Source organism: Pseudomonas sp. GD04158 (assembly GCF_029834875.1).
GTDB classification, from domain to species: domain Bacteria; phylum Pseudomonadota; class Gammaproteobacteria; order Pseudomonadales; family Pseudomonadaceae; genus Aquipseudomonas; species Aquipseudomonas hydrolytica.
This window is the reverse complement of the sequence record NZ_JAODYT010000028.1, coordinates 42,459-53,860: the sequence shown is the minus strand read 5'-3', so window position 1 is coordinate 53,860 and position 11,402 is coordinate 42,459. Positions and strand designations below refer to the sequence as shown.

General features: G+C 62.1%; 12 protein-coding genes. 4 read left to right on the top strand and 8 right to left on the bottom strand.

Annotation, left to right across the window (positions count from 1 at the left end; genetic code table 11):
- From N7333_RS12835 to N7333_RS12820, 4 genes are all read right to left on the bottom strand, one after another.
- A partial coding sequence (locus N7333_RS12835) for a YeeE/YedE thiosulfate transporter family protein (protein WP_279858912.1) occupies positions 1-954 on the bottom strand: 954 nt, incomplete at its 3' end.
- A 201-nt stretch (positions 955-1,155) separates the two neighbouring features.
- Positions 1,156-2,082 carry a sulfurtransferase gene (locus N7333_RS12830; RefSeq protein ID WP_129483644.1) on the bottom strand — a complete coding sequence of 309 codons (927 nt, stop codon included), beginning with the start codon at positions 2,080-2,082 and terminating at the stop codon, positions 1,156-1,158.
- A gap of 103 nt (positions 2,083-2,185) precedes the next feature.
- Complete coding sequence (locus N7333_RS12825) at positions 2,186-3,415, bottom strand: acyl-CoA dehydrogenase family protein (RefSeq protein ID WP_129483643.1); 1,230 nt, start codon at positions 3,413-3,415, stop codon at positions 2,186-2,188.
- Entirely contained in the window at positions 3,412-4,371 is a 960-nt protein-coding gene (locus tag N7333_RS12820; RefSeq protein WP_279858910.1) for an aliphatic sulfonate ABC transporter substrate-binding protein, read from the bottom strand. The genes N7333_RS12825 and N7333_RS12820 overlap by 4 nt, the downstream gene beginning before the upstream one ends.
- A gap of 388 nt (positions 4,372-4,759) precedes the next feature.
- Here N7333_RS12820 and N7333_RS12815 point away from each other — a divergent pair, with 388 nt between their 5' ends.
- From N7333_RS12815 to N7333_RS12800, 4 genes are all read left to right on the top strand, one after another.
- Complete coding sequence (locus tag N7333_RS12815; RefSeq protein WP_129483641.1) at positions 4,760-6,079, top strand: OprD family porin; 1,320 nt, start codon at positions 4,760-4,762, stop codon at positions 6,077-6,079.
- 72 nt (positions 6,080-6,151) lie between these two features.
- Complete coding sequence (locus N7333_RS12810; RefSeq protein ID WP_129483640.1) at positions 6,152-7,144, top strand: aliphatic sulfonate ABC transporter substrate-binding protein; 993 nt, start codon at positions 6,152-6,154, stop codon at positions 7,142-7,144.
- A 3-nt stretch (positions 7,145-7,147) separates the two neighbouring features.
- Entirely contained in the window at positions 7,148-7,978 is an 831-nt protein-coding gene (locus N7333_RS12805) for an ABC transporter permease (RefSeq protein WP_129483639.1), read from the top strand.
- A complete protein-coding gene (locus N7333_RS12800) occupies positions 7,975-8,706 on the top strand; it encodes an ABC transporter ATP-binding protein (protein WP_096825274.1) in 732 nt (243 codons plus the stop codon). Before N7333_RS12805 ends, N7333_RS12800 begins: the two co-directional genes overlap by 4 nt.
- 482 nt (positions 8,707-9,188) lie before the next feature.
- Here the strand turns inward: N7333_RS12800 and N7333_RS12795 are convergent, their stop codons facing one another.
- From N7333_RS12795 to N7333_RS12780, 4 genes are all read right to left on the bottom strand, one after another.
- Positions 9,189-9,668: a GNAT family N-acetyltransferase gene (locus tag N7333_RS12795; protein WP_252576700.1), complete on the bottom strand. Its 480-nt coding sequence runs from the start codon at positions 9,666-9,668 to the stop codon at positions 9,189-9,191.
- Positions 9,669-9,747: 79 nt separating this feature from the next.
- Positions 9,748-10,212, bottom strand: a complete 465-nt coding sequence (locus N7333_RS12790) for a hypothetical protein (RefSeq protein WP_129484126.1) — start codon at positions 10,210-10,212, stop codon at positions 9,748-9,750.
- 79 nt (positions 10,213-10,291) lie between these two features.
- Positions 10,292-10,669: a hypothetical protein gene (locus tag N7333_RS12785; RefSeq protein ID WP_129484127.1), complete on the bottom strand. Its 378-nt coding sequence runs from the start codon at positions 10,667-10,669 to the stop codon at positions 10,292-10,294.
- A 169-nt stretch (positions 10,670-10,838) separates the two neighbouring features.
- On the bottom strand, positions 10,839-11,333 hold the full coding sequence (locus N7333_RS12780; RefSeq protein ID WP_129484128.1) for a hypothetical protein: 495 nt from the start codon (positions 11,331-11,333) through the stop codon (positions 10,839-10,841).
- Between the last annotated feature and the right edge of the window lie 69 nt (positions 11,334-11,402).

Genomic DNA, 11,402 nt, shown 5'->3' with positions numbered 1-11,402 from the left:
GGCGCCGGCCCAGGCCGCGATCACCAGGCCGATGACGAACAGGCCGTTGTTCGACAGCAGCGTCTCCTTGACCACCGTGGCGCAGCCGGAAAAGCCGTCCAGTCCCTCCAGACGCTGTGGCAGCCAGCCCAGGCTGTCCGCGCCGGTGCGCGCCAGGCTGCCCAGTTCGGCCGTCACCCCCAGCGGTGCGACGCGAAAGTAGGCCAGCACCGCCAGCCCACCGATCAGCACGCCGCCGACCCAGGTTGGCCAACGCGCGCCGAACAGCAGCGACCACAGGCCCTGCGCTTCGGCCGACCTGCCCGTCTGGCGATACCGCAGCAGCCAGGTGGCCAGCGCACCCAGCAGCGCCAGTTGCAGCAGCAGCGAGCCGCCGTAACCGAGCCGGCCGGGCAGCCAGAGCACCGGCGCTTCCTGCAGGGCGGCCAGATACAGCGGGTTCCAGCTGAGAAAACCCAGGGCGAAGCCGAGCAGCGCGCCAGCGAGCGCGGCCAGCGAGGCGAAATTGCCCTCGCCGAGGCGATACAGATGCGCGCTGATGCACGAGCCGGAAATCGCCATGCCGAGGCCGAACACCGTGGCGGCCAGAGCCAGCACCCAGCTCAGCGGACCGATATGGGCATCCGGGGGCAGGCGCCCGCCGCTGGGGTCGGGGAGGAAGGCGCCGAACACCGCGTGATAGCCGAGGGTGCCCACCGCCAGGGCAGCGAGCAGGCCGAGCAGGCCGTCCGGTATGCGGCGTTCGACGAAGTCGCGGGTCACGCAGAAGAAGCAGAAGCGCGAACGCTGCAGCAGCAGGCCGAACAGCGCGCCGCTGGCCAGCGAGTAGCTGAAGGCGCGGCCTTCGTTGCTGCCGTCGGCCAGCTGCCAGATGAAGGCGAGCAGGGCGATGGCGATGACGCCGGCCGTGGCGATGGGTAGCGTTGCGCGAGGGGAGGCGATACTTGCGGTCATAGGTTGTCCTTGCTGACCGTAATGATGAAAGCGGCCCCGGTGTTCAGGCCGGGGCCGTGTTGTGCGTGACTGACAATTGTTCGTAGGAGCGGCTTCATCCGCGAAACTCGCGGATAAATCCGCTCCTACAGGAGGCATCAACCTTCATAGCGATGGATCGGTGAGGCGTGATCCACCCTACGCCTGGATCGGTTCAAGCCCTTACTTGCCACCCCAGACGGTGCCCGCCAGGTTCACCACCGGCACGCCCACGGCATTGCCGTACTCGGTCCAGGAGCCGTCGTAGTTGCGCACGTCGTAGCCGAGAATCTTCTTCAGGGCGAACCAGGTGTGGCTGGAGCGCTCGCCGATGCGGCAGTAGGTGATGATCGGCTTGCTGCCGTCGATGCCCACCGTGGCGTAGACCTTCTTCAGCTCCTCGGCCGATTTGAAGGTGCCGTCGGCGGCCACCGCCTGACCCCAGGGCACGTTCACCGCGCCGGGTACGTGGCCGGCGCGCACGGCCAGCTCTTGCACGCCCTGCGGGGCGAAGACCTTGCCGTTGTATTCGTCCGGCGAGCGGATATCCACCAGTTGCACGTCGCTGCGCTTCTCGGCGGCGGCCAGCACGTCCGGGAGGAAGGCGCGCAGCTCCTTGTTGGCGGCCTTGACCGTGACGTTGCCGGCTTTCGGCGTGCTGGCGCGGCTGTCCAGCTGACGGCCTTCGGCCTCCCACTTGGCGCGGCCGCCGTCGAGCAGCTTGACGTTATCCACGCCGTACACGTCGAACACCCAGGCGCCCCAGGCGGCGAACCAGTTGTTGTTGTCGCCATAGAGAATGGTGGTGCTGTCGTCATTCACCCCGGCCTTGCGCAGCAGCTGCTGGAAGGCTTCCTGGCTGGCGATGTCGCGGCGTACCGGGTCGACCAGGTCGCTGTGCCAGGCGAAGTTCACCGCGCCGGGGATATGCCCGCGCTCGTAGACGCCGGGCACCACGCTGACCTCGATGATGCGTACCTTGGGATCTTTCAGGTTCTTTTCCAGCCAGTCGGTACTGACCAGATAGTCGCTGGCGGCCTGCGCCGTCAGCGTGTGCAGCAGGGTGGCGGCGGCCAGCAGGCCGGCGCCGAACAGGGTCTTGATAGTCATTGTCGACGACCTCTCGAAGGTTGGCAGATTTCAGGCTAGTCAGCCTTTATCGAAGCGAGATACCGCTTTTTTCTATGCATATTCCCGGTTGAGCGCACCTCCCTCAGCCGTACAGCGACGGCTGCGGCCCCTGGCCGCTGAGCAGCCAGTGACCGAGGTCGCGCACCTTGTAGTCGATGGGGTCGTGCAGGCTGTGCACCCGCACGTTGCGCCAGAAGCGGTCGAAGCCGTAACGCGAGCTGGTGGCACGGGCGCCCATGGCTTCGAAGATCTGGCTGGTGATCTCCAGCGCGGCGCGTGCCGACACCACCTTGGCCTCACTGATGGCCAGCGCCACCTCGGCGCGTTCGGCGGCGGTCAGCGCCGGTTTTTCCCAGGCGCTCTGCAGGCGCTGGGCGGCGTGCTCGGCCAGAGGCAGGGCGCTGCGGTAGCGCAGCCACAGTTCGCCGTAGCGTTGCTGGATGAAGGGATCGTCACTGGCATTGGCCACGCCTGATGCCGGCCAGGCGCGACTCTGCTCGCGGGTGTAGCGCAGCGCTGCGTCCAGCGCGCCCTGAGCATTGCCCAGGTAGAGCTGGGTGAGGATCAGCTGCGACAGGCAGGCGCGCAGGGTGGTACGCGGGCTGGGGCCGACCGGGCCGAGCAGCTCGCTGGCGTCGACGAACACCTGCTCGAACTGCACCGTGCCGCTGTCGGTCTGGCGCTGGCCGAAGCCGTCCCAGTCGCTGTTCACCGCCAGGCCCTCGCGCTGGCTGGGCAGCACGATGAACACGCGATCCTCCGGGTTCCTGCCGCGCGGTGCGCTGATCACCAGCGCATCGGCGCCCAGCGCGCCGGAGCAGAACGACTTGCTGCCGTTGAGCTCGTAATGCTCCTCGCGCGGGCTGAGCACGAGGCCGGTGTCGCGGCCGTTGGTGGCGTTGCCCCAGAACCAGCGCTCCTGCACCGTACGCGTCAGCCAGTGGCGCTGCTGATCGGGGCTGCCGAACAGCACGATGGTCGCCACCTGCAGGTGCTGGAAGGCGAACAGGTGGGCCAGCGAGCTGTCCACCGCCGCCAGGTAGCGCACGATGCGGTAGATCTCCGGCCAGGCCACGCCCTGGCCGCCGTATTGCTGCGGCACGGCCAGGGTCAGCAGGCCGCTGTCGCGCAGCAGCTCGCGCTCGGCCTGCGGGCTGCCGCCGGCGCGATCACGCTCCACCGCGCTGGCCGCCAGACGCCGGGCCAGGCGTTCGACCTTGGCCGTGCGGTTGCCGAAATCCACCGGGAACAGGTGCGCGGCCAGCAGCGGTTCGTCACGCAGGCTGGGGTGCAGACGGGCCTCGGCACTCATTGCGGGCTCCAGATGCTGACTTCGCGGGCATCCACCGAGGTCGGCAGCAGGCTGGCGCCGAAGAAGGCATCGGCGATCTTCTGCTGTTCGGCGAGGCTGTCTGGTTGCACCAGGCGTACCTGGTAGCTGCGCTTGGCGTTGGCCTGCTCGACGATGGCCGGGGCGAGGTTGCCCCACAGCGGGCCGAGGATTTCAGCCGCCTGGCGCGGGTTCGCGCGCAGCCAGTCGCCGGTCTTCACCAACTCGTCGAACACGGTCTGCAGCACCTGCGGATGGTTCCTGGCGAAGGTGGCGCTGGTCAGGTAGTAGCGCTGGTAGTCGGCCAGGCTCTTGCCGTCGGAGAGGATGCGCGTCGGCAACTGCTGCTGGGCGCTGCTGAGGAAGGGTTCCCAGGTGACCCAGGCGTCCACCTTGCGGTTCTCGAAGGCGGCGCGGCCGTCGGCCGGAGCCAGGTAGGCCGGTTCGATGTCGCTGAATTTCAGGCCGGCCTGCTGCAGTGCGGCGATCAGCAGGTAATGCACGCCGGCCGCCTTGGTCACGGCGACCTTTTTGCCCTTGAGGTCGGCCAGGCTTGTGATCGGTGAATCCTCGCGCACGATGATCGCCTGGGCGCTGGGCGACGGCGCCTCCTGGGCGAAGTAGGCGAGGTCGGCGCCGGCGGCCTGGGCGAACACCGGCACGGTGTCGGCGACATCGGCAGAGAGGTCGATATTGCCGACGTTGAGCGCTTCCAGCAGCGGCTGGCCGTTGGGGAATTCGTGCCAGCTGATGGTGATGTCCTGGTCGGCCAGGGCCTTTTCCAGGGTGCCCTGGCTCTTCAGCAGGCTGATCAGCGTGGAGGATTTCTGGTAGCCGATGCGCAGCTGCTGGGCGGCGTCGGCGATGGGCGCGGCGAGCAGGCCGATTGCCAGGGACACGGCAATCAGTGTGCTGCGCTTGGAAGGGGTCTTGGACATGGCGGCATCTCGATCCAGACACGTACCGGCCATGCGTAGCGGCGGATCACGTGTACTTCAGTGTTGGGAAAGAAGTCCGGTGATCCGGTGAAGAGAAGCTAGTCGATCTAAAAAGCCCTTGTTAAATAATTTTTAGTCATGAGCTAAGGCCGATTTGTCAGGCAGGTCGCCAGCAGTCTTATATTCTTTTTTGTTACTACAAAGTGAAAAATAATTCTTTTTAGGGATTAACGAGTATTTCGTAGATTAGCCACCAGCCGACAGCGGACCACCGCATCGGGCCCGAATCGGGGGCTCTTATTTGTCAACTTCGTCGTGTCGGTCGTCCGTCGAGCCCCTGTGCAGTGCCCAGCCTATAACAGCCTACACAGCACCTGGAGCATCGAGCATGAACAAGTCCAATCTGGCGCTGGCCGTCGCCCTGGCCGCTCTGGCCACCGAAGCGACTGCCGCCGGTTTCATCGAAGACAGCAAGGCCAGCATCGGCCTGCGCAATTTCTATTACGACCTCAACACCAAGAACACCGCCACCAACAACGGCGAGGCGCAGGAGTGGGGGCAGGGCTTCATCTTCAACTACAGCTCCGGTTTCACCGAAGGCACCGTCGGCTTCGGCCTCGACGCCATCGGCCTGCTGGGCGTCAAGCTGGATTCCGGCGGCCGCAATACCAAGACCGGGCGCGACCGCACTCCCGGCCAGCTGTTCCCGCTCGATAGCGACGGCAGCGCGGTGGACGAGTACAGCAAGGCCGGCGTGACCGCCAAGGTGCGCCTGTCCAAGACCGAGGCGCGCCTCGGCACCCTGCTGCCGAAGCTGCCGGTGGTGACCTTCAACGACGGCCGCCTGCTGCCGCAGACCTTCGAAGGCGGGCAGATCACCTCCAACGAGATCGACGGCCTGACCCTGACCGCCGGCCAGCTGGAAAGCACCAAGACCCGCAGCTCCACCGACGACATCGCCCTGCGTATCGCCGGCGCCACCGGTGACGCCGACACCAACAAGTTCTACTTCGCCGGCGGTGACTACAAGCTGACCAAGGACCTGACGCTGCAGTACTACTACGGCAATCTGGAAGACTTCTACAAACAGCACTTCCTCGGCCTGGTGCACAGCTGGGCGATCGGCCCGGGTTCGCTGAAGACCGACCTGCGCTACTTCGACAGCGGTTCCGACGGCAAGAACGGCAGCGCTGCCGGTCGCGCCCAGGGTTACCGCAGCGCCGGCTACTGGCGTGCCGGCGACAGCAGCACGGGCGAGGTCGACAACCAGACCTGGAGCGCGCTGTTCACCTACACCCTGGGCAGCCACTTCGCCAGCCTTGGCTACCAGCAGGTCGAAGGCGACAGCGCCTTCCCCTTCCTCAACCAGGGCGGCGGCTCCTCGTCCTACCTGATCACCGACCGTCAGATCGGCAAGTTCCAGAACGCCGGTGAGCGCACCTGGGTGGCCGAGTACGGCTATGACTTCGCCAAGCTCGGCGTACCGGGCCTGAAGGCCAGCGTCGCTTACCTCAAGGGCGACAACGTCGATTCCGCCAACGGCGACCTGAAGGAATGGGAGCGCGATTTCCGCCTCGACTACACCCTGCAGGACGGCCCGCTGAAAGGCCTCGGCGTGTCCTGGCGCAATGCGACCCAGCGCGGCAACGTCACCACCGATGCCGACGAGAACCGTTTGATCCTGAGCTACACCCTGACCCTGCTGTAAACCCAGTTGTGCCATCTCCTGACCGGCCCGCCAACGGGCCGGAAGGTATTTCATCCAAGTGAGGAGATGACCATGAAGAAGAATGCCTTGCGCGTTGGCTTGGCGGCGCTGTTCGCCGCCTGGTTGCCCGCCGCCGTACATGCTGCACCGCCCAAGGAAGTCCGCCTGGACTACGCCTACTATGCCCCCACCAGCCTGGTGCTCAAGCAACAGGGCCTGCTGGAAAAAGCCCTCGCGCCGCAGGGCATCGCCGTCAAATGGGTGTTCAGCCAGGGCAGCAACCGCTCGCTGGAATACCTCAATGGCGGCAGTACCGATTTCGCCTCCACCGCCGGCCTGGCTGCCGTGCTCAGCCGCGCCAATGGCGCGCCGATCAACACCGTCTATGTCGCCAGCCGCCCGGAGTGGACGGCGCTCGTGGTGCCCAAGGACTCGCCCATCCAATCGCTAGCTGACCTCAAAGGCAAGAAGGTCGCCGCCACCAAGGGCACCGACCCTTTCCTGTTCCTCCTGCAGAGCCTGCAGAAGGCCGGGCTGGACAAGAACGCCGTGGAAATCGTCCACCTGCAACATCCTGACGGTCGCATTGCCCTGGAGCGCGGCGACGTGCAGGCCTGGGCGGGGCTCGACCCGCTGATGGCGGCCAGCGAGCTGCAGGCCGGCTCGCGCCTGCTGTACCGCAATCGTGATTTCAACAGCTACAGCGTGCTCAGCGTCACCGAGAAGTTTGCCAAGGAGCAACCCGAGCTGATCCAGCAGGTGATCGCCGCCTACGAGCAGGCGCGCCAGTGGGCCATCGCCAACCCCGATGCCCTGGCCCAGTTGCTCGCCGACGAAGCCAAGCTGCCGCTGGAAGTGGCCAAGCTACAACTGTCGCGCACCGACTTCAGCAACCCGCAGCCGGGCGCCGAGCACATCAAGGCGCTGAAAGCCGCCGCACCCATCCTGCTCGACGAGCAACTGGTGCGTCCGGGTACCGACGTCGCTCAGGTGGTCGACCAACTGATCCAGCCGCAACTGGCCGCTCAGGTAATCGGCAGCAACGTGGCCAAGGCGGGGAACTGACCGATGGGCGCGCTCAACCTCGTCATCGGTCGCTGGGTCGAACGGCTTCCCGCCTGGCGGCCGGCACTGACCGACCTGCGTGGTTGGGTGGTGCCCCTGCTGATTCTGGCTCTGCTGGAAACCCTGGTGCGCAGCGGCGTATTGCCCGCGCACCAGATGCCTGCGCCGAGCCAGGTGGCGCAAACTCTGTACCTGCTGGCGCAGAGCGGCGAGCTGTGGCGGCATCTGAACGCCAGCCTGCTGCGCGTCAGCGCCGGCTTCGCCATCGGCGCCGTGCTGGCCATCGTCATCGGCACCTGGGTGGGCCTCAGCCGCCGCGCTGAAGCCTATCTGGAGCCGACCTTCCAGGCGCTGCGGGCCATCCCGAGCCTGGCCTGGGTGCCGTTGCTGCTGCTCTGGTTGGGCATCGACGAAACGCCGAAAATCGTGCTGATCGCCTTAGGCGCCTTCTTCCCGGTGTACCTGGCGCTGCTCGCCGGCATCCGCAACATCGACCGCAAGCTGGTGGAAGTGGGCCAGCTCTACGGCCTTTCGCCCATGGCGCTGGTGCGCCGCATCCTTCTGCCGGCCGCGCTGCCGAGTCTGTTCACCGGCTTGCGCGGAGCACTCAGCCTGAGCTGGATGTTCCTCGTCGCCGCCGAACTGATCGCCGCCACCCGTGGCCTTGGCTACCTGCTCAGCGACGGCCGGGAAACCTCGCGACCGGATCTGGTGATCGCTGCCATCCTGCTGCTGGCGCTGCTCGGCAAACTCAGCGACAGCCTGCTCAAGGCCTGGGAAACCCGCGCCCTGCGCTGGCGCGACAGCTTCCAGGGTGGGGAGGGCGGAGCATGAGTGCGCTGCTGAAACTGCAGAATATCCACAAGGCCTTCGCTGACGTACGTGTGCTCGAAGACGTCAGCCTGAGTCTGGCCGCTGGCGAAGTGGTCAGCCTGCTCGGCCCCTCCGGCTGCGGCAAGAGCACTCTGCTGCGCATCGCCGCCGGGCTGGATCAGGATTATCAGGGCGGGCTGGAACTCAACCCGCTGCTCAACTTCGGCCGCGGCAGCGGCATCGGCGTGGTGTTCCAGGAGCCTCGGCTGATGCCTTGGCTGAGCGTGGCGCAGAACGTCGGCTTCGCCGATGGCTGGGTAGCTGATGACCAGTGGATTGAACAGCTATTGCGCGACGTCGGCCTGCACGGGCGTGGCGAGGCGCTGCCCAAGCACCTCTCCGGCGGCCAGGCCCAACGTGTGGCCATCGCCCGCGCCCTGTACGGCAAGCCGCAGGTACTGCTGCTCGACGAGCCCTTCAGCGCGGTGGACGCCTTCACCCGCATGAAACTGCAGGATCTGGTGGTGGTGCTGGCCGCCCGCTACGAGATCGCCGTGCTGCTGGTCACTCATGACCTCGACGAAGCCTTCTACCTCAGCGACCGCGTGCTGATCCTTGGCGGCACACCAAGCCGCCTGCAACGCGAACTGGCCGTGCCCCTGACCCGCCCCCGCGACCGCCGCTCGGCCGAACTGGCCTACCTGCGCGGCGAGGCCCTGACCGAGCTGTACCAGTCGCACGTGCTGTAAACGAACTCTTCAAGGTGGAGTACTTTTTCGGGCCGTCAGGCCCGAATTTTTTGCCCGCGTCGCACGCGCCGGCTTTTCGTAGCCCGGATGTAATCCGGGGCTTTGGTTGTGAGATTTGGTAGGAAATATGGCGGCACTGAAACGGGAAAAAGGGCATTATTTTCAGCTAACGAGGCGGCTCAATAAATATATCCGTCCCCTTTTACGATAGTGTATCTAGTCTTTTAGATATTTCTTGGAAACTTGCGTGGCAATTGTATAAGCCGCAGTGTGGATCATCAAAATCGCCGATTTGTGTGCCCGATACCCATATGCATAGCCGGCCCCATGGTTCAGAAGGCGGTTCTAAATGTGGCTCGATCATCGCCTCAATTGCGAAGTCTGACTTGTTGCCGAAGATCATCCGTGGATTGCCTAACGTTTGGTTAAGGGGCGGGCTTTAGCCCGTCCCAGTGAGCGAAGCGAACGGTTTGAACCAGTTGTTAGGCATCAGAACTTGCGCTGGTTGCTGAACTGAGTGACTTGCCCATAAAGACGCTGAGCGGATGCTCGGGATATGAGCCGAATGCGCCTCGACGCGTATAGCCTTGATTTGTGTAGAACCTCAGTGCCTCCGGTTGATATGGCCCGGTTTCAAGCATGAGCTCTCTGCAGCCTGACTCGTAGGCACTTGCCTCTAGGGTGGCGATGAGTTTCTTTGCAATACCTTTGCCCCTGGCTTCGGGTAGCACATACATGCGCTTGACCTCGCCGTATAAGTCATTCATGACGACAGCGCCACAGCCTAGGGCAGCGTGTTGTTCATCTCTTGCAACGACAAAAAGGACATTGGGTTTGGAGAGTGACGCGAGGTCGAGCGCATAACGCGCCTCTGCCGGATACAGAGAGTCTTGATAAGCATCGAGATCTGCGATGAGAGCTATGACATCCGGCTGATTGGGGGACTCTTGTTCGACGCGCATAGTGGACTCTGATGCCTAACGTTTGGTTAAGGGGCGGGCTTTAGCCCGTCCCAGTGAGCGCAGCGAACGATTTGAACCACTAGTTAGGCTCTCGCGCCGTATTACCTTCATAAAAGTACCAGAAAGCAAATGCTGCTGGAATGCCAAATAGTACTCCGGGAGTAAATGTCTCTTTTAGATATATTAACCAGCCCCACAGGGTTGGCGCACCATTTATATTTTTGACTACGTTGAATCCATATATTTGTGCCTCTATTGTCCCGATGAACTGGCCATCTGGGAAAGGCCATCTATAGATGCCGGTTGGGATGATTGCTATTAAGAATCCGGCCGATATCACATGCTTTAATTTGAGAAGGTTGAATTTATTTAGCAGGGTTAGAGTAGGTAGCCCCATTACGATAAAGTGAGCAGTAGAAATAATTAGACCATATAAGATAAATGTTGGAATTAAACCATCTGAGGGCGACCCGCCAAGCGCTACAGCAGTTAGAGCAATGATGAGCGAAGGCGTAACTATGGCTGCAAGGCTTGCGAAGAACATTAAGATTAGCCTAACGTTTGGTTAAGGGGCCGGCTTTAGCCGGTCCCGAGTGAGCGAAGCGAGCGGCTTGAACCATTTGTTAGAGCGGTGCACGCCGATGGAAACCTAAATATAGCTCTTTGAGTGGTTCAGGCAGGGCGTGCCAGTAGGGAGCTGCTTTTTTGCTTGGAACCTGCCAGAACAAATTTTCAGTAAACGAAACATCAATGCAGTTATAAATTTCTTTTGTGCAATTTTCAAGACTGTTACTGATGAATATGAATAGCTCCGAGTGGCTCTCGTGATTTGTGCCTTTGCACATTTCTGAATTCAGAGCATTAGCCAAACTGCCAAACCAAGAATATGCAAACCCCGGGTCTAGCTCGCCCCAAAGCCGAATGTGCTCACGGTCAGCTTTGGCGGTAATTTCTGGGAAGTTTGATCTGACAAAGTTGTATAGGTCTAGGGGGGCTTCCATGCTTTTAGCTCTAACGTTTGGTTAAGGGGCGGGCTTTAGCCCGTCCCAGTGAGCGAAGCGAACGATTTGAACCAATTGTTAGAAATGGTTCTCCTGATGCTGTGGCTTTCGCGGCGAACTGTTGAAAGATAGAACTGCCGGTACTGAATTTTGCCCGCATGGATTGCATTCAGAATTCCTCAGTTATAACAATGTCTTGATCCATATCGGCAATTTTTTGCATCAGCCACGGTACTTTGTTAATAAAAGCATATTCCCTGAGCTCAATTTCGTACTCTTTATTTTCCAGTCCTTTGATTCGATAGGTTGCAGGGTAGTTGCAGTCGCATCCGATTATGGACGGCACAATGCTTTTGTAACCGAGAACAAGCTTGCTGCCTTCTTCGACTTTATAATTACCAAGCAGCCAAGTTGTTCCGCAGTTCGGCGACAGGATTACATTGATCGTAGCTGTGTTTTCCTTCCAAAGTATTTCCTCTGGACGGGTGGGTTTGCGTGGTTCCGATTCACAAAGGCCGAATGAGAATTCCAGCTCTTCTGGTGGATCATGCCGGAAATACTCGTGCACAATAGTTCCACCGCCAGCTAGATGAAAAAGAATAACTGCTGTCAGCGAAAATAGTGCGCCTAGTGCCCAGGAAAGATATTTTAATACTCGCCACATAGCTGGCTCGACGGTAAATCTAACGTTTGGTTAAGGGGCGGGCTTTAGCCCGTCCCAGCGAGCGGAGCG

Bases quoted from the DNA above. Each gene is read 5' to 3' on its own strand.
- N7333_RS12830 (WP_129483644.1), bottom strand. From the start codon at position 2,082: ATGACTATCAAGACCCTGTTCGGCGCCGGCCTGCTGGCCGCCGCCACC.
- N7333_RS12825 (WP_129483643.1), bottom strand. From the start codon at position 3,415: ATGAGTGCCGAGGCCCGTCTGCACCCCAGCCTGCGTGACGAACCGCTG.
- N7333_RS12820 (WP_279858910.1), bottom strand. From the start codon at position 4,371: ATGTCCAAGACCCCTTCCAAGCGCAGCACACTGATTGCCGTGTCCCTG.
- N7333_RS12815 (WP_129483641.1), top strand. From the start codon at position 4,760: ATGAACAAGTCCAATCTGGCGCTGGCCGTCGCCCTGGCCGCTCTGGCC.
- N7333_RS12810 (WP_129483640.1), top strand. From the start codon at position 6,152: ATGAAGAAGAATGCCTTGCGCGTTGGCTTGGCGGCGCTGTTCGCCGCC.
- N7333_RS12805 (WP_129483639.1), top strand. From the start codon at position 7,148: ATGGGCGCGCTCAACCTCGTCATCGGTCGCTGGGTCGAACGGCTTCCC.
- N7333_RS12800 (WP_096825274.1), top strand. From the start codon at position 7,975: ATGAGTGCGCTGCTGAAACTGCAGAATATCCACAAGGCCTTCGCTGAC.
- N7333_RS12795 (WP_252576700.1), bottom strand. From the start codon at position 9,668: ATGCGCGTCGAACAAGAGTCCCCCAATCAGCCGGATGTCATAGCTCTC.
- N7333_RS12790 (WP_129484126.1), bottom strand. From the start codon at position 10,212: ATGTTCTTCGCAAGCCTTGCAGCCATAGTTACGCCTTCGCTCATCATT.
- N7333_RS12785 (WP_129484127.1), bottom strand. From the start codon at position 10,669: ATGGAAGCCCCCCTAGACCTATACAACTTTGTCAGATCAAACTTCCCA.
- N7333_RS12780 (WP_129484128.1), bottom strand. From the start codon at position 11,333: ATGTGGCGAGTATTAAAATATCTTTCCTGGGCACTAGGCGCACTATTT.